This window comes from Variovorax monticola (assembly GCF_051216855.1).
Lineage (GTDB): Bacteria > Pseudomonadota > Gammaproteobacteria > Burkholderiales > Burkholderiaceae_C > Variovorax.
Genome location: NZ_JBPJZP010000008.1, coordinates 74666 through 91383, shown reverse-complemented (window position 1 = coordinate 91383; position 16718 = coordinate 74666). Strand labels below are relative to the sequence as shown.

Here is a 16718-nt window from a genome sequence, read left to right as displayed (position 1 = left end):
TCATTCTGCGCCCGCTTGCGTCACCGCGCCAGCACCGGTGCCAAGGCCACGCCGGTGTGCGTGCCAAGCCGCACCACTTCTTCCGGCGGCGCCGCCGCGACGATGCGCCCGCCCGCGTTCCCGCCGTCGGGCCCGAGGTCGATGACCCAGTCGGCCTCGGCGATCACGTCGAGGTCGTGCTCGATCACCACCACGCTGTGGCCGCCGTTCACCAGCCGGTGCAGCACGTGGATCAGCTTCTCGACGTCGGCCATGTGCAGGCCCACGGTCGGCTCGTCGAGCACGTACAGCGTGTGCGGCGCCTTCTGGCCGCGGCGGGTGATGTCGTCGCGCACCTTGCTGAGCTCGGTCACCAGCTTGATGCGCTGCGCCTCGCCGCCCGACAGCGTGGGTGAGGGCTGCCCCAGCGTGAGGTAGCCGAGCCCCACGTCCTTCAGCAGCTGCAGCGGGTGGGCGATGTTGGGCATGGCCACGAAGAACTCGACCGCCTCGTCGACTTCCATCTTCAGCACGTCGCCGATGCTCTTGCCCCGCCAGCTCACGGCCAGCGTCTCGGGGTTGAAGCGCGCGCCGTGGCACACCTCGCAGGGCACCTTCACGTCGGGCAGGAAGCTCATCTCGATGGTGCGCACGCCCGCGCCTTCGCAGCCCGGGCAGCGGCCTTCGCCGGTGTTGAAGCTGAAGCGCGCCGGGCCGTAGCCGCGCGCCTTGGCCTCGAGCGTGTCGGCGAACAGCTTGCGGATGGTGTCCCAGAAGCCGATGTACGTGGCCGGGCAGCTGCGCGGCGTCTTGCCGATGGGCGTCTGGTCGACCTCGAGCACGCGGTCGATGACCTCGTACCCGTCGACGCTGCTGCAGCCCGTCCAGGCCGGGCGCTTGCCCGCGGCGTCCGCGTCGCGGCCCGCCTTGGTCATGCGCTGGATGACGACGGCCTGCACGTTGGCCAGCAACACGTCGCGCGCGAGCGTCGACTTGCCCGAGCCGCTGACGCCGGTGACCACCACCAGGCGGTGCAGCGGCAGCGTGGCGGTCACGTCCTGCAGGTTGTGCAGGTCGGCGCCGTGCACGGTGAGCCATTCGCCGTTGTGCTCGGCCGTGGGGTCGGGCGCGGGGACAAGGCGGCGCGCCTGCAACGGATGCCGGATGGCATCGCGCAGGTAGCGCCCGGTCTGCGAATCGGCGGCGTTCTGAATGTCGGCCACCGAACCTTCGGCCACCAGCCGCCCGCCACGCTTGCCCGCGCTCGGCCCGATGTCGATGATGTGATCTGCACGGCGGATGGTGTCTTCGTCGTGCTCCACCACCACCAGCGTGTTGCCCTTCTCGCCCAGCTTGTGCAGCGCGTTCAGCAATATCTGGTTGTCGCGCGCATGCAGGCCGATGGTCGGCTCGTCGAGCACGTAGCACACGCCCTGCAGGTTGCTGCCCAGCTGCGCCGCCAGGCGGATGCGCTGCGCCTCGCCGCCGCTGAGCGTGGGCGCGCCGCGGTCGAGCGTCAGATAGCCCAGGCCCACCTCTTCGAGGAACTCGAGCCGGCTCTTGATTTCCGGCACCAGGTCGCGCGCGATCTCGGCTTCGCGGCCCGAGAGCGACAGCCCTTCGAACCACTGCCGCACCTCGGTCACGCTCATGCGCGCGAGCTGCGTGATGCCGATGCCGCTCAGGCCGTCGGCCGGCGATGCGCCGAAGCTCACGGCGCGTGCGGTGGCGTTCAGCCGCGTGCCCTGGCAGGTCGGGCAGGCGGTGTCGGCCAGGTCTTCGATCTCGGGCTCGGCGAAGGTCTGTTCGCGGCCCTTGGTGTCGTCGTCGCGCACGGAGTCGTCGAACACCTTGCGCTGGTCCTTGCTGAGCTTCACGCCCGTGCCCACGCAGTCGGGGCACCAGCCGTGCTTGCTGTTGTAGCTGAACAGGCGCGGGTCGAGCTCGGCATAGCTGGTGCTGCACACCGGGCAGGCGCGCAGCGTGGAGAACACCTGCACGCGGCCGATGCCCACCGCGGACACGCCGGCCATCATGGCGGCGCGCAGGCCGTCCAGGTCGCTCAGCACGTGCACCACGCCCTTGCCGTGCTCCAGCGCCTTGGTCAGCGCCTCGCGCAGCTCGGTTTCCTTCGAGGGCAGCACGTCGAGGCTGGCCACCGGCAGCTCGATGCTGTGCTCCTTGAAGCGGTCGATGCGCGGAAAGCCGGTGGTCGGCAGAAAGTCGCCGTCCACGCGCAGGTGGGTGAAGCCGCGCGGGCGCGCCCAGTCGGCCAGCTCGGTGTACACGCCCTTGCGGTTGCTCACCAGCGGCGCGAGCAGGCCGATGTGCTGGCCCTTGAAGTGGCGCATCAGCTGCGCGGCGATGCTGTCGGGGTTTTGCGGCTGCACGGCGGCGCCGTCGTGGATGCAATGCTGGATGCCCAGCTTCACGTACAGCAGCCGCAGGAAGTGCCACACCTCGGTGGTCGTGCCCACGGTGCTCTTGCGCCCGCCGCGCGACAGGCGCTGCTCGATGGCCACGGTCGGCGGAATGCCGTACACCGCGTCCACCTCCGGCCGGCCGGCCGGCTGCACGATGCTGCGCGCATAGGCGTTGAGCGACTCGAGGTAGCGGCGTTGCCCTTCGTTGAAAAGAATGTCGAAGGCCAGCGTCGACTTGCCCGAGCCGCTCACGCCCGTCACCACGCTGAACTTGCCGCGCGGAATATTCACGCTGAGGTTCTTCAGGTTGTGCTCGCGCGCGTTGACGATCTCGATGGCGTTGGCGCCCGGCGCCGTCTTGGCGTTGGCGACATAGCGGCGCGCGGCGCGCTCGGCCACCTTGTAGGCGTCGGGGCCGATGGCCAGCTCGTAGTCCGCCAGCGCGGCGCCGGTGAGCGAGGCGCGGTTCTCGCGCATCTGCTCGGGCGTGCCTTCGGCCACCACCTCGCCGCCGCCCTCGCCGCCTTCGGGGCCCAGGTCGATCAGCCAGTCGCTGGCGCGGATCACGTCCAGGTTGTGCTCGATGACGATCAGCGAATGCCCCGCGTCCAGCAGCTTGCGCAGCGCGCGCATGAGGCGCGCGATGTCGTCGAAGTGCAGGCCGGTGGTCGGTTCGTCGAACAGGAACAGCGTGCCCTTGCGCGCCAGCAACTGCTTGCTCGACGTGGCGTTCTTCGCCGCCTCGGCCAGGAAGCCGGCGAGCTTCAGGCGCTGCGCCTCGCCGCCGGAGAGCGTGGGCACGGGCTGGCCGAGCTTCACGTAGTCGAGCCCCACGTCGGAGATGGGCTGCAGCACGCGCAGCACGTCGCGGTCGGTGTCGAACACCGTGGCGGCTTCGGCCACGGTCAGGTCGAGCACGTCGGCCACGTTGTAGGTCTTGCCCTTGCGCTCCACGCGCACTTCGAGAATTTCGGGGCGGTAGCGCTTGCCGTCGCAGTCGGGGCAGCGCAGGTACACGTCCGACAAGAACTGCATCTCCACGTGCTCGAAGCCCGAACCGCCGCAGGTCGGGCAGCGCCCGTCGCCGGAGTTGAAGCTGAACTTGCTCGCGGTGTAGCCGCGCTGGCGCGACAAGGCCGCTGTGGCGAAGATTTCGCGAATGGCGTCCCACGCACCCACGTAGCTCGCGGGGTTGGAGCGCGCGGTCTTGCCGATGGGAGACTGGTCGACGAACACCACGTCGCCCAGGTGGTCGGCGCCCAGCAGGCGGTCGTGCGCGCCGGGCGTTTCGGTGGCCTTGCCGAAGTGGCGCATCAGCGCGGGCGCCAGCACGTCCTGGATGAGCGTGGACTTGCCCGAGCCGCTGACGCCGGTGACGCACACCAGCCGCGCCAGCGGAAACTCGACTGTGACGTTCTTCAGGTTGTGCTCGCGCGCCCCTTCCAGGATGAGCCGGTGCGTGTTCTCGCTCACGAGCCGCTTGAAGCCCATGCCGATCTTCTTGCGCCCGCCCAGGTAGTGGCCGGTGAGCGTGTCGGCGTCGCGCAGCTGGTCGGTGGTGCCGTCGAACACGATCTGCCCGCCGCGGATGCCGGGGCCCGGGCCCATGTCGATCACGCGGTCGGCCGCCAGCATGACGGCCGGGTCGTGCTCGACCACCACCAGCGTGTTGCCCGCATCGCGCAGGCGCAGCATGGCCTCGGTGATGCGGTTCATGTCGCGCGGATGCAGGCCGATGCTGGGCTCGTCCAGCACGAACAGCGTGTTGACGAGCGAGGTGCCCAGGGCGGTGGTAAGGTTGATGCGCTGCACCTCGCCGCCGCTGAGCGTGCGGCTCTGGCGGTCGAGCGTGAGGTAGCCGATACCGACGTCGTGCAGGTAGCGCAGGCGGGTGGTGATTTCTTCGAAGAGGAGCTTCAGGGCCTGCTGGTCCCCGTTTCTGGCCCCTTCCCCCTCTGGGGGAAGGTTGGGATGGGGGCTCTCGGCCTCCACCACCGCCACAGCCACAGCCTTTGCGGAGGCCGCGTGCCCCCTCCCCTGCCCTCCCCCGGAAGGGGAGGGAGCCATTCCCTGGCCCATGCTGTCGAAGAACCGCCGCAGCCGCTCAATGGGCAACAGCATCAGGTCATGCAGGCACAACCCCGGCAGCGCCTCCAGCTGCGCCCGCGTCCACTTCGCGCCGGTCGGCATGAAGCGCTTCTCGGGCGGCAGCACCGCGTCCGCGTCTTCCTTTCTGCCGATGCGCCAGATCAGGCTGTCCAGCTTCAGGCGCGCCCCGCTGCAGGTCGGGCACTGCGTGTAGCTGCGGTACTTCGACAGCAGCACGCGAATGTGCATCTTGTAGGCCTTGCTCTCCAGATAGCCGAAGAAGCGCCGCACGCCGTACCACTGCTTGTTCCAGTTGCCTTCCTTGTAGTTGGGCGTGCCTTCGATCACCCAGTGCTTCTGCTCCTCGGTGAGCTTGTTCCACGGCGTGTCGCGCGGAATGCCGGCGGCCTCGGCGTGGCGCATGAGGTCGTCCTGCGCTTCTTTCCACGCAGGCGTCTGGATGGTCTTGATCGCGCCGGCGCGCAGCGTGAGCTTGTCGTTCGGAATCACCAGGCCCAGGTCGACCCCGATGACCCGGCCGAAGCCGCGGCAGGTGTCGCAGGCGCCCACGGCCGAGTTGAACGAGAACATCGACGGGATCGGGTCGGCGTAGCGGATGTCGCTCTCGGGGCAGTGAAGACCGGTGGAGAACTTCCACACGTCCGTCGGTGCGCCTTCATCGGCGCCCGTGGCGTGCACCGTGACCCGCCCGCTGCCGCGCTTGAGCGCCACCTCGATGGCCTCGACCACCCGTGCGCGCTCGGCGCTGGAGGCGCGAAAGCGGTCGGCCACCACGTCGAGCACCTTGCGCGGCCCGGTGGGCGTGGCCACCTCGCGCTCGGCCTGCACGCGCGTGAAGCCGCTGGCCGACAGCCATTGCGTCACTTCGTCGGCCGTGGTGCTCGCGGGCAGCTCGACCGGAAAGGTGACGACCAGGCGCGGATCGCCCGCCGCAGCGGCACGCTCGACGATCTGCGCATAGATGCTGTCTGGCGAATCGTGGCGCACCGGCAGGGCCGTTTCGCGGTCGAACAGGCTGGCTGCGCGTGCGAAGAGCAGCTTCAGGTGGTCGTTCAGCTCGGTCATCGTGCCGACCGTGGAGCGCGAGGAGCGCACCGGGTTGGTCTGGTCGATGGCGATGGCGGGCGGCACGCCCTCCACCTTGTCGACCGCCGGCTTGTCCATGCGGTCCAGGAACTGGCGCGCGTAGGCGGAGAAAGTCTCCACGTAGCGCCGCTGGCCTTCGGCATAGAGGGTGTCGAACACCAGGCTCGACTTGCCCGAGCCGCTGGGCCCGGTTACCACGGTCATCTCGCCGGTGCGGATGTCGAGGTCGAGGTTCTGGAGGTTGTGCTGGCGCGCGCCGCGAATCCGGATGGAGCCCTGTGTCATGAATGCCTTGGGGGGTGGGGCAACGATTCTAGGGAGAGAGCCATGACCGGCTTGTGCACTGCGTCACAAGCTTGGCCGTTTCGCAGGGGTTTCTCCGAATGGTGTGCAAGACACTTTCAGAAACAAATACGACGTTTGTTTGCGTCTATTCGCAACTGTTCATGTATTCCCCTGAAAGACTCTCATGACCAAGACGCGCACGCTTTGCGCCACAGCCCTGCTGGCATTGACGGCGCTGGGCGCCTCGGCCCAGATCCTGATCGGCCAGACCGCCGGCATGACCGGTTCGGTGGCCGCGAGCGTGAACGAGACCATCGGCGGCGCGCAACTGGTCATCGACGCGGTCAACGCCCAGGGCGGCATCCACGGCGAGAAGATCGAGGTGATTCGCATGGACGACGCCTTCGACGTGAAGCGCGCCGGCGAGAACGCCCGCGCGCTCATCGAGGACAAGAAGGTGCTGGCCCTCTTCATGAGCCGCGGCACCCCGCATTCGCAGGCCATCATCCCGTGGCTCGACAAGTACGACGTGGCGCTCATCGGCCCGTCCACCGGCGCCATGGTGCTGCACAAGCCGCTGCAGAGGCAGGTGTTCAACGTGCGCGCCACCTACCAGCGCGAGGCCGAGAAGGCGGTGCAGCACCTGCTGACCATCGGCCTCACGCGCATCGCGGTGGTGTACGTCACCGATTCGTTCGGCACCGACGCGCTCGAGGGCGCGATGACCGGCTTCACCAAGGGCAAGGCCAAGCCGACGGTGACCATACCGGCCGACCGCGAGAAGCCCGACTACAAGGTCATCGTGCCGGCCATCAAGGAGGCCAACGCGCAGGCCGTGGTGTGGATCGGCTCGGGCGTCGCGGTGGTCGACGGCATCAAGGCGCTGCGCGCCGCGGGCTCGGTGGCGCAGGTGGTCACGCTGTCGAACAACGCCTCGTCAGGCTTCATCAAGCAACTGGGCGAAGCGAGCAAGGGCGTGATCGTGACCCAGGTGTTCCCCAACGAGCGCGCCGCCGGCCAGCCGATGGTGAAAGAGGCCATGGCACTGGCGCAGGCCAAGGGCCAGGGGGAGCTGTCGCCGGCCGCGCTGGAAGGCTTTGCCTCGGCCAAGGTGCTGGTCGAGGCGCTGCGCCGCGCCGGCCCCAAGCCCACGCGCGCGAAGATGGTCACCGCGCTCGAGAGCATCCGGAGCTTCGACCTGGGCGGCGGGCTGGACGTGAGCTACTCGCCGCAGGACCACAGCGGCATCGACTTCGCGGACCTGTCGATCATCAGCGACGGGCGATTCAAGCGCTGAACCTTGAACAAGATTCGACCTTCACGACTTCGCCTTCCAGCGCAACGGTTGCTCGGGCCCGACACCGCGCTCGCGCCGCTCAAGCCCGCAATCGCTGCTCCATTCGTCGGGGAACTTCGGCCAATAGCAAAGCCGTTCCGCCAATGAGTGCAACGGGGCCCAAGGCGCGTTGGCCGCGTAGTTGAGCGCCGTCATTCCAGTCATGCCCTTGCCTTCGATGGCGTCACGCTGATGGCTGCCATGCATGACGTTTTCTTCGAGGTGCTCAGCTGAATCGCTGAAGCCCTTGCGCAGCCAGTTGCCCGGCCCCGGCTGGGGCACGGCCTGCATGCCTTGTTCCATGAAGGTGCGGATGTACTGCCAGAGCGGCTCTCCGCTGCCGGTGGGGCCGACCCACAAAATATCTTCGCCCTTGCGCTCGGCGTCGCTGGCATCGAACGGCGGCCAGTAGAGAACCAGGCTGCCTTCGCCTCTGAAAGCAGACAGTCGACGTTCCTCTCGGGCCTGGGGGTTCTGTGCCAGTTCTTCGGGCATCCACGACTTGGGCGGCGTCCATTGCACATGGGAGCGCACGCGAGACCAATCCAGCACGGCGTTGCCGCCAAACTGTTTTGGACGCAGCACGTAGACCTTGCCGGTGGTGCGATTGAACCGGTAGCGTGGACAGAGCGCGGTGAAGAAGATGGCGGAGAAGATGGTGCGCCAGGCGAAGTAGAGGCCGACGAGCACGACAAGGAGCATCAGAACCATTGATGCAGCCCCTGTGAGCCAATCAGAGTTCCTTGCTCCGCCGTAGGAAAAAACCAGCAAGAATGTCCCGTACAACGGCAGTCCCACCATCAGCCCAGCCATCATCAGCACCATGAACATCAGTGACCGCAACTCCTCCCCCGAATTACTCATTTCAATGAAGTGTTGATTGAAGTCGAACAACACCCTCCTGCCCGACAAACAGGGCTCGGCAAAAACAGGCTCTTGACGTTTTTCCCTGTTCGTGGGCCTGGGTGTGTTGGGCTCGCGACGCTTGGGGCCTTCATGCGCGCCGTAGAGCTGCGTGTGCTCGTTGATGTCGGCGTAGTAGACCAGCGCTTTCTGCTTGCACATGCGGCGCGCTTCCTGGGCGTAACTCAGTTCGCTTTTGAACATGGTGAGTGCTCCTATTCCATGTCCTCGATCGCATTGGAGAGACGCGCAAGCATGCTTTTTTCGCTGGTGTGCAAGTGCTCGCGGCTGCTGTCCTTGCGGAAGGGTTGAGCTTCCAGCCACACGATCCACTCCTTCTCTTTGAGATGGTCGATCACGACGGTGGCAGCAATGGTGATAGCTGCGCTGACGAGGGTCACGCGTGTGCACCAGAGCACGACATACGCCCTGTCGTACCAAATCGCGGCGGATATGCCCGCCCCGATCGTCCCGACTCCTGCGAAAGAACGGCCAACGTAAGCCAAGGTAAGTTCCCAACGTTCCTGGTCATATGCCTTCTTCGCATCCACCGCATCCCAAACCACCCCCCAGATCGAAGCCGCCGCCACATAGTGCGCCGCCCCCACCTTCAGCATCCGAATCTCGCTGATGCTGGCCCCGTTCAGCGCCGTCAGCCGCTGCACGTAGGTGGCGTGGCCCTTTGCAACGATCGGCGTCTTCGCGGCCAGCCCCAACTCGGCCTCCGCGGCCGCGAGCAGGCCCTTCTCGTAGAAGCTGTGGTTCATGGTCTGTACGTGCCCCACCACGGTGACCAACGCCGCGGCAGCCATGGAGCCGGCACGCGGGTCATCGCCGCGCCCATGGGCGTGTGCAAGAACGGGAAGCAGGCTGAAGATCTCGATCGAGGCCAGCACCGAAGGCAGGCGTCGCCCCACGGCCAGCTTGTCGGGGCCGCCGCTCCTGGCGGTCCAGCGGTTGGCGCGCTCTTCAAATTTTTCTGCGCCGCGCAGCATCTCGCGCTTCACATTTCGCGCCGCGTGTGACGGACTCTTGTTGCCCTGGTAGACGCGGTGGTCCTGCAGCTTTTCCAGTTCGAGCTGCCTGTCGGCATTGACCATCTGGGCGGCACCCTTGCCCAGCCCCGTCGCCATCGTCGCCAGTTGCGCCGCCGCCAGCTTGCGCTCCCACTCTGTAACGGGATACTTTTCGAGAAAGAGCACAACCGCAGAACACCACACGGCGTGGATGTTTTCTTCAGCCGTCTTGACGATCTTCTGCAACGCCCGCACGCGGTGCATCGCAGGAACGCTGGCATCCAGGACTTTCCTGGCGTTGTCGAGGATGCCTTGACCGGCCTTGAGGGTCTTTGGCAAGCGCCCCAGCGCGGCGGCCATGTCGACGTAGGCTTTCTGGCGCCGCAGGTTTTCTTCGACGGAGTCGATGGCCTCGGCGGTGCTGGCTGCCGGCAGGGTGTGAACCAGGCTGGTCATGGCAGCCTGCAGCTCCTGGGTCACTTCGTCGTTGTTGAGGCTCACCATGCGCCAGACAATGTTCTGGGGTCGGGCTCGAAGAGGTCGAGACTGGCGTACCACTTGCGCCCGCGCGGGCTGGAATCCATCGGCGAAAGCACGACGCACAACTGCGCGGCGCAACGCAAGCCGTCGCCCGTGTCCAGGCCGCGCTGGTCGCTGCGGTAGCGGCCCAAGGTCTGCTCGTAGAACGACTTGTGGCAAATGCAGGCGATCAGGTCTTCGGTGAGCTTGTCCATCGCATCGTTGCGCTCCTTGAGTTGCCTGGCGTGCGCGGCATCGAACTTGGCACGCTTGCCAGCGTCGTGGTTAGCCGCTGTCTTGACCACGGCATCGAGCGCCTCGGCGCTGCTGACAGTGTCGCGACGGGCCGCCCGGGCTGCAATTCGCTCGTCGATTTCCCTGATGCGGTTTTGAGCGAACACCTTGCCGAACACCTCCTTGTAGGTGCCATCCGCTTGACGCTCGTGCATCTGGGCGGGCGCGCTTCGGGAGCGGTGCTCCAGTTCGGCGCGCATGGCTTGCAGCTTCTGGGTGCTCTCGTCATACAGCCCCATGGCCCTTTTCTGGAAGGCCGCTTCCATGGTCTTGATGGACTCGGAGGCGGCCTGCTTCCACTGGTTGTTGACCTTGGGGTTTCTGCTGTCGGCGCCGTCGACCTCCTTGAGCCATGCGACGTAGGGGATGGCGGCGGTCAGGTGGTGCAGTGCCAGCTCTTGCGCGACGCCAACGGGGTCTTCGCAGGCGAGCACCGCGCCCTTGTGGGCCTTGAGGTACTTGGTTATTTTTTCAAGGCGTGGGCCGTGGGCGATGCGGTAAGGCAGATCGACGGTTTCGTGCAGGTAGGCCCCTGTGCGAGCCGGCCCCACGGGGCCGGTTCCCATGGGGTAGTGGTCGTGGGGGTCGGGGCCTATGTTGTCGGTGCGGTAGCCCTCGGAAACATGCCTGCCGTATTTCACCTCGGTGTGCGCCCCCCATTGGCGCTCGACGCCGGAGCCCATCAGTCCGTAGTGCTGCTCGCAACCCACTGTTTGCAACGTCTCGTCGGACAGGGCCTTGAACTCCATGACCATGATGTCCAGGCTGTCGGGCAGCATGGTGTCGTCCTGGTTGACCTTGCCCTTGGCCCAGCCCGCGACATCGAAGCTCTGCATGTACCGCTTCGGTTCCTTGCCGATCACCTTCTTGAGATGTTCGGGGTCGACCGGATCGGGGTGGAACATGAAATGGAGCCTGGTGATGGCATCGACATCCTTGATCCACACCAGGCTGCGGTTGGCGCCCCATTCATTGGGGCGGCAGGCCGGCTCTGCCGATGCATTCTCCGGGTGGTCGATGTCGATCCTGGTGAGGTAGCCATGCGGATGCACGGCATAGCCAAGCCATTCGGGATGTCGGATCTCCGTTTCCAGCCGGAGATACAGATAGCCGGCGCGCAGCATGCGAAGGTTGCATCTGGCGGCCTTGAGGGTGACACCACTCGGCCGGCGCTTGAGTGTGCCGTTGGTCTTGAGGGTATCGAGCGCATCCATTCCGCTCTGGCTCGCGCTGTAGGCGGCGGCATAGCGCGTGAACAGAATCGGCAGTCCCGTCTGGGAACACTGGTCGCAAGGGGTCGCGTGGGGCATGGAGTCGGCTTCGAGTTCGAACGCATGCGCAAAGCGTGTCGACGAGCAAGCGTCAGCTTGACGCTTGTGTCGAGCAGCCGGGCGGCGCAGCAACGCGCACGCATCATCGGCACGATTCTTTTGAAACCTTGGCCTTGCCCGAACGAAGAGCCGATGCCTTCGTGACTTTTGTGGCGCCAGCAGCCGAACGAAGGTTGCCGGTTTGCAAACGAGCCGAAGGGAGCGCCTTACTTCGGCGCAGCCGCAGGCGCCGGTTCGTGCGTGGCCGCATCGCCCCCATGCTTCTCGCCCGACATGTCGACCTTGTCACCGGCCTTGGAGATCACGTACAGCGCAAGGGCGGCGAAGAGGACGAAGCCGACGACGATTTTCCACATGGGGGTTGTCTCCTGAGGGGGATGGGTGAACGGATTGAAAGGCTCAAGAAAAAGGCCTCATGCGCGTGGCATGAAGCCTCTTTGTGGAGCGGAGGGCCCGCGCCCTCCTCTTCGACAGGCGATCAGTCGTTCGCGTAGATGTCCACGTCCTTGGTCTCGCGGATGAACAGCGTGCCGATCACCAGCGTGATGCCCGCGATGATGATCGGGTACCACAGGCCGTTGTACATGTTGCCGGTGGAGGCCACGATGGCGAAGGCCGTGGTCGGCAGCAGGCCGCCGAACCAGCCGTTGCCGATGTGGTACGGCAGGCTCATCGACGTGTAGCGGATGCGCGTGGGGAACATCTCGACCAGCATCGCGGCGATCGGCCCGTAGACCATCGTCACCAGCAGCACCAGCCAGAACAGCAGCAGCACCGTGAACACCTTGTTGATCTTGGCCGGGTCTGCCTTGCTGGGGTAGCCCGCGATCTTCAGGTCTTCGGCCACGCCCTTCTTGAACGCGGCGATTTCCTTGGCGGAGCCTTCGTCGAACTTGAGGTTCACGACGTTGCCGACGGGCGCCTCCACGCTCTTGTCGCCGATCTTCACGACGGCCTTCGAACCCGGCGCGCCGGCCACGTTCTCATAGCTCACCGAGTTCTGCACGAGGTAGCGCTTGGCGATGTCGCACGAGCTCTTGAAGTCGATCTCGCGGGCCACCGGGTTGCCCTGGAACGAGCACGACGCCGGGTCGGCCGTTACCGTGACGCCGGCCGTGGCTTGCGCGCGGGCGAGGTCGGGGTTGGCGGCTTCGGTCAGCATCTTGAAGACCGGAAAGTAGGTGACCACGGCCAAGAGGCAGCCGGCCATGATGATCGGCTTGCGGCCGATCTTGTCGGACAGCGTACCGAAGATCACGAAGAACGGTGTGCCCAGCAGCAGCGCCGCGGCAATCATCAGGTTGGCCGTGGTCGCATCGACCTTCAGCTGGGCCGTCAGGAAGAAGAGCGCATAGAACTGGCCGGAGTACCACACCACCGCCTGGCCGGCCGTGAGGCCGACCAGCGCAAGAATGACGATCTTCAGGTTCTTCCACTCGCCGAAGGACTCGGCCAGCGGCGCCTTCGAGGTCTTGCCCTCGGCCTTCATCTTCTGGAAGGCCGGCGACTCCGACAGCGTCAGGCGGATCCACACCGAGATGCCGAGCAGCAGGATCGACACCAGGAACGGAATGCGCCAGCCCCAGTCGTTGAACACCGCTTCGCCCAGGCCTTCGCGCACGCCCAGGATGACCAGCAGGCTCAGGAACAGGCCGAGCGTGGCCGTGGTCTGGATCCACGAGGTGTACGCACCGCGCTTGCCGTGCGGCGAGTGCTCGGCCACGTAGGTGGCGGCACCGCCGTACTCGCCGCCGAGCGCCAGGCCCTGCAGCATGCGCAGCGCGATCAGGATCACCGGCGCCGCGACGCCGATGGTCGCGTAGCTGGGCAGCAGGCCGACGATGAAGGTCGACAGGCCCATGATCAGGATCGTCACCAGGAAGGTGTACTTGCGCCCGATCATGTCGCCCAGGCGGCCGAACACGATGGCGCCGAACGGACGCACCAGGAAACCGGCCGCAAAGGCCAGCAGCGCGAAGATGAAGGCCGCGCCCGCATCCAGGCCGCTGAAGAACTGCTTGGCAATGATCGCGGCCAGCGAACCGTAGAGGTAGAAGTCGTACCACTCGAACACGGTGCCGAGCGAGGAGGCGAAGATGACTTTCTTCTCCTCCGCGGACATGGGCCGGGGGGCCGGATGCGGCACTCCCCGGGAATCTAGTGTGGCTGCCATGGATCGTCTCCTGTATGTATGCGTTCATGCGGCGCCCGGGTTCCGGGGCCGTGAAGGCATTCTTGGAGGCGCGACTGACCCGAGCCTTTCGCGAAACTGAACCGACGCTTACGAATTAGGGTGAAACCCGCGCAGTGCGTTTCAGCCTGTAAGAAATCGAAACCCTGCGCGGGTTTGTCCTCAGCCCTTTCTGCTGCGCAGCAAGGAGGGGCGCTGGTCGGCGGCGGTCCACGCAGCGCCGTCGAACCACGTATCGCCCGAAAGGTACGCGCGCAGCATCGCCAGCCCGTCGAAGCCCCAGAACAGGCGCCCGTCGACCACGTACGCCGGCGTGCCGAACACACCGAGCTGCAGCGCCTCGTCGGTGTTGCGCTTGAGCAGGGCCTTGCTCTCGTCGCTGCCGGCCTCCCGCCTGGGCGCGAGTTGCGCGGTCAGCGCGGCAAGCCGCGCGGCATCGCCCGCTTCTTCGCCCCCGCGCCACACATGGCGAAAGACGGTCTCGGCCACGAGGCGGCTGACGGTGCCGTCGTCGCTGGTCGACAGCGCGAGCCGCAGGTGCGCCAGCGGGTTGTAAGGGTGCGAGGCCGGCATCTCGATCGCAATGCCGTGCGTGTGGCCCAGCCAGAGCACGTGGCGGTAGGTCCAGCTGCGCTTGGACGGAATCTCAGCCGGCCCCAGCTGCCCGTGCTGCTTGAGCAGCGCGCCCAGCAGCACCGGCTTGTAGGCCACGCTGTAGCTCAGGCCTTCGAGCGCCTCGGGCAGGTGCTCGAAGGCGAGGTGCGCGTAGGGCGAGATGAAGTCGAGATAGAAGTCGATGTGCTTCATGCGTGGGTGTCTCCTGTGTTCGCCGTGTCCCTGGCCCGCAGCTCGATGGCGCGCCACACATGGCGCCGCGCTTCGTCGTCCATCTTGCTCCAGCCCGCGATCTCGGGAATGGTGCGCAGGCAGCCTTCGCACAAGCCGCTGAGCTTGTCCATGCGGCACACCGACGTGCAGGGCGAAGGCACCGCATTGGCCGCGCCACGCACCGCCACGGCACGTTCGGCCAGCGTCTCGGCGTCGCCGAAATTCACACCACGTCCGCCACCGGCGCGCCGGTGAGGGTCTCGAGGTCTTGCGGGCGCAGCTGGAACACCGCGTGCGGATGGCCCGCGGCGGCCCATATTTCTTCGAAGCGGAACAGCTCGCGGTCGATCAGCACCACGGGCTTGGTCACATGCCCCACCGGCGACACACCGCCGATGGTGAAGCCTGTGCGCGCCTTCACGAACTCGGCGTCGGCCCGGCCGGTTTTGCCGACCAGCGCATCGACTTTCTTCTCGTCCACGCGCTTGTCGCCCGAGGTGATGACCAGCACGGCCGCCTCGTCGCTCTTGCGGCGGAAGATGATGCTCTTGGCGATCTGCCCGAGGGCAATGCCGAGCGCGTCGGCGGCCTGCTGCGCGGTGCGGCAGGCGTCGTCGAGCATGCGTGGCGAGTGGGGGTGTCCGGCGTCCTGGAGCACGCGGGCCACGCGCTGGACACCTTCAGGGAGGGAATGAAGTTCGGAGCCGCACATCGCGTCGAATCTATCAGGCGCTGCGCTTGAACAAAAACAGGAACGCGCCCATCGCCATCAGCACGCCGCCGAAGACACGGTTCTGCGCGCGCCGGGCGCGCACGCTGCGCAGCAGGCCTTGCAGCCGCGCGGCCAGCCAAGCGTAGCCGTGCATCACGGTCACGTCGACCATCACCGTCGTGGCCAGCAGCACCAGCAGCTGCAGCCACAACGGCCGCGTCGGCTCGATGAACTGCGGCAGCACCGCGACCATGAACACGATGCCCTTCGGGTTGGTCACGTTGGTCAGGAAGCCGCGCAGCACGCGCTGCGCCACCGTCAGGTCGGGCTCGCGCGCGGACGCCGGTGCGCCACCATCCGCTTGCGCGACAGCGGCGACAGGCGCTCGCCATTGCCGCCAGCCCAGCCACAGCAGGTAGCACGCGCCGACCACCTTGACGACCGTGAACGCGGTGGCCGAGGCGGTGAGCACCGCGCCCACGCCCAGGCCGGCCACCAGCAGGACCACGGCCAGCCCCAGCTGCAGGCCGACGATGGTCGCCGTGGTGCGCCGCACGCCGTAGCTCAGGCCGTGGCTCATGCTGAGCACCGCGCCCGAACCGGGCGATACCGCGATGACGCAACTGGCCACCAGAAATGCGAGCCAGACATTCAGATCCACGAGAACTCCTGTGCGCCTGTGTGCTTGTTTCTCAACCGGCCCGCTTGGTGCGGATCGCCTTCGACGCGCGCGAGTTCGGCTCACGCCCCAGCGCCTCGCTGATGTACACGCCCGCGTCGATCAGCTTGTCGAGGTCGATGCCGGTCTCGATGCCCATGCCCTGCAGCATGTAGACCACGTCTTCCGTCGCCACGTTGCCCGTCGCGCCCTTGGCGTAGGGGCAGCCGCCCAGGCCGGCCGAGGACGACTGGAAGTTCCACACGCCCAGTTCGAGCGCCGCCAGCGTGTTGACCAGCGCCTGCCCGTAGGTGTCGTGAAAGTGGCCGGAAATGGCGTCGACCTCGAAGTGCGCCAGCGTGGCCTCCATCGCCCCGCGCACCTTGCGCGGCGTGCCCACGCCGATGGTGTCGGCCACGTCCACGCGCTGCACGCCGATGCCCTTCATCAGCTGAGCGAGGTAGCCGACCTTGGCCGGCGCGATTTCGCCTTCGTAGGGGCAGCCCACGGTGCACGACATGGCACCGCGCACGTAGATGCCTTTTTCGCGCGCCGCGGCCACCACGGGCGCGAAGCGCTCGATGCTCTCGGCGATGGAGCAGTTGATGTTCTTCTGGCTGAAGGCCTCGCTCGCGGCACCGAACACCACGATCTCGTCGGGCCACTCCTCGCGCGGCGCGGCGATGGCGGCCTCGAAGCCCTTCATGTTGGGCGTGAGCACCGAGTAGCGCACACCGGCCTTGCGCTGGATGCCGTGCATCACTTCGGCGTTGTCGGCCATCTGCGGCACCCACTTGGGCGACACGAAGCTGGTGACCTCGATTTCCTTGAGCCCGGCGTCTTGCAGGCGGTGCACGAGGCCGATCTTGACTTCGGCGGAGACGGGTTGCTTTTCGTTCTGCAGTCCGTCGCGCGGGCCGACGTCGACAAGTCTGACTTGGGTGGGGAGCTTCATGGCTGTTGTCTCTTGGCTGGTGGAAACGGCAGGACCCCGATTGTCCCCTCCCCGCACGCCCCATGCGCTGGCCGGGGCTTCGGCCGTGGCGGT

The 16718-nt window shown here is 66.6% G+C and carries 12 protein-coding genes; 1 reads left to right on the top strand and 11 read right to left on the bottom strand.

All coding sequences use genetic code 11. From position 1 onward, the window contains the following. Window positions 1-20: 20 nt before the first annotated feature. The gene (gene uvrA, locus ACSFA5_RS27085; protein ID WP_435447147.1) at window positions 21-5882 is read right to left on the bottom strand and encodes an excinuclease ABC subunit UvrA; all 5862 of its coding nucleotides are present in this window, start codon (window positions 5880-5882) and stop codon (window positions 21-23) included. A gap of 184 nt (window positions 5883-6066) precedes the next feature. Here uvrA and ACSFA5_RS27080 point away from each other — a divergent pair, with 184 nt between their 5' ends. After that, window positions 6067-7179 (top strand): ABC transporter substrate-binding protein, encoded by a 1113-nt coding sequence (locus ACSFA5_RS27080; protein ID WP_435447146.1) that lies wholly within the window; start codon window positions 6067-6069, stop codon window positions 7177-7179. 21 nt (window positions 7180-7200) lie between these two features. Here the strand turns inward: ACSFA5_RS27080 and ACSFA5_RS27075 are convergent, their stop codons facing one another. The 10 genes from ACSFA5_RS27075 to ACSFA5_RS27030 all read right to left on the bottom strand — a co-directional run bounded on the left by ACSFA5_RS27075 (window position 7201) and on the right by ACSFA5_RS27030 (window position 16625). Beyond that, a complete protein-coding gene (locus ACSFA5_RS27075) occupies window positions 7201-8325 on the bottom strand; it encodes an MFS transporter (protein WP_435447145.1) in 1125 nt (374 codons plus the stop codon). An 11-nt stretch (window positions 8326-8336) separates the two neighbouring features. Beyond that, window positions 8337-9641 (bottom strand): hypothetical protein, encoded by a 1305-nt coding sequence (locus ACSFA5_RS27070; protein WP_435447144.1) that lies wholly within the window; start codon window positions 9639-9641, stop codon window positions 8337-8339. Next, on the bottom strand, window positions 9635-11260 hold the full coding sequence (locus tag ACSFA5_RS27065; protein WP_435447143.1) for a T6SS effector BTH_I2691 family protein: 1626 nt from the start codon (window positions 11258-11260) through the stop codon (window positions 9635-9637). Before ACSFA5_RS27065 ends, ACSFA5_RS27070 begins: the two co-directional genes overlap by 7 nt. A gap of 227 nt (window positions 11261-11487) precedes the next feature. Then, the gene (locus ACSFA5_RS27060; RefSeq protein WP_435447142.1) at window positions 11488-11637 is read right to left on the bottom strand and encodes a hypothetical protein; all 150 of its coding nucleotides are present in this window, start codon (window positions 11635-11637) and stop codon (window positions 11488-11490) included. 122 nt (window positions 11638-11759) lie between these two features. After that, a complete protein-coding gene (locus ACSFA5_RS27055; RefSeq protein ID WP_435447141.1) occupies window positions 11760-13454 on the bottom strand; it encodes an MFS transporter in 1695 nt (564 codons plus the stop codon). A 180-nt stretch (window positions 13455-13634) separates the two neighbouring features. After that, window positions 13635-14279 (bottom strand): 2-hydroxychromene-2-carboxylate isomerase, encoded by a 645-nt coding sequence (locus ACSFA5_RS27050; RefSeq protein ID WP_435447140.1) that lies wholly within the window; start codon window positions 14277-14279, stop codon window positions 13635-13637. After that, window positions 14276-14527, bottom strand: coding sequence for a DUF1289 domain-containing protein (locus ACSFA5_RS27045; protein WP_435447139.1), 252 nt, complete (start codon window positions 14525-14527; stop codon window positions 14276-14278). Before ACSFA5_RS27045 ends, ACSFA5_RS27050 begins: the two co-directional genes overlap by 4 nt. Then, window positions 14524-15012: a YbaK/EbsC family protein gene (locus tag ACSFA5_RS27040; RefSeq protein ID WP_435447138.1), complete on the bottom strand. Its 489-nt coding sequence runs from the start codon at window positions 15010-15012 to the stop codon at window positions 14524-14526. Before ACSFA5_RS27040 ends, ACSFA5_RS27045 begins: the two co-directional genes overlap by 4 nt. A 13-nt stretch (window positions 15013-15025) precedes the next feature. Continuing rightward, complete coding sequence (locus ACSFA5_RS27035) at window positions 15026-15673, bottom strand: LysE family transporter (protein ID WP_435447137.1); 648 nt, start codon at window positions 15671-15673, stop codon at window positions 15026-15028. A gap of 31 nt (window positions 15674-15704) precedes the next feature. Then, window positions 15705-16625: a hydroxymethylglutaryl-CoA lyase gene (locus ACSFA5_RS27030; protein WP_435447136.1), complete on the bottom strand. Its 921-nt coding sequence runs from the start codon at window positions 16623-16625 to the stop codon at window positions 15705-15707. Window positions 16626-16718: the final 93 nt, after the last annotated feature.

What these genes read in the sequence shown, in the direction of transcription:
- uvrA (WP_435447147.1), bottom strand. Translation starts at nt 5,882, where the DNA reads ATGACACAGGGCTCCATCCGGATTCGCGGCGCGCGCCAGCACAACCTC.
- ACSFA5_RS27080 (WP_435447146.1), top strand. Translation starts at nt 6,067, where the DNA reads ATGACCAAGACGCGCACGCTTTGCGCCACAGCCCTGCTGGCATTGACG.
- ACSFA5_RS27075 (WP_435447145.1), bottom strand. Translation starts at nt 8,325, where the DNA reads ATGTTCAAAAGCGAACTGAGTTACGCCCAGGAAGCGCGCCGCATGTGC.
- ACSFA5_RS27070 (WP_435447144.1), bottom strand. Translation starts at nt 9,641, where the DNA reads ATGGTGAGCCTCAACAACGACGAAGTGACCCAGGAGCTGCAGGCTGCC.
- ACSFA5_RS27065 (WP_435447143.1), bottom strand. Translation starts at nt 11,260, where the DNA reads ATGCCCCACGCGACCCCTTGCGACCAGTGTTCCCAGACGGGACTGCCG.
- ACSFA5_RS27060 (WP_435447142.1), bottom strand. Translation starts at nt 11,637, where the DNA reads ATGTGGAAAATCGTCGTCGGCTTCGTCCTCTTCGCCGCCCTTGCGCTG.
- ACSFA5_RS27055 (WP_435447141.1), bottom strand. Translation starts at nt 13,454, where the DNA reads ATGGCAGCCACACTAGATTCCCGGGGAGTGCCGCATCCGGCCCCCCGG.
- ACSFA5_RS27050 (WP_435447140.1), bottom strand. Translation starts at nt 14,279, where the DNA reads ATGAAGCACATCGACTTCTATCTCGACTTCATCTCGCCCTACGCGCAC.
- ACSFA5_RS27040 (WP_435447138.1), bottom strand. Translation starts at nt 15,012, where the DNA reads ATGTGCGGCTCCGAACTTCATTCCCTCCCTGAAGGTGTCCAGCGCGTG.
- ACSFA5_RS27030 (WP_435447136.1), bottom strand. Translation starts at nt 16,625, where the DNA reads ATGAAGCTCCCCACCCAAGTCAGACTTGTCGACGTCGGCCCGCGCGAC.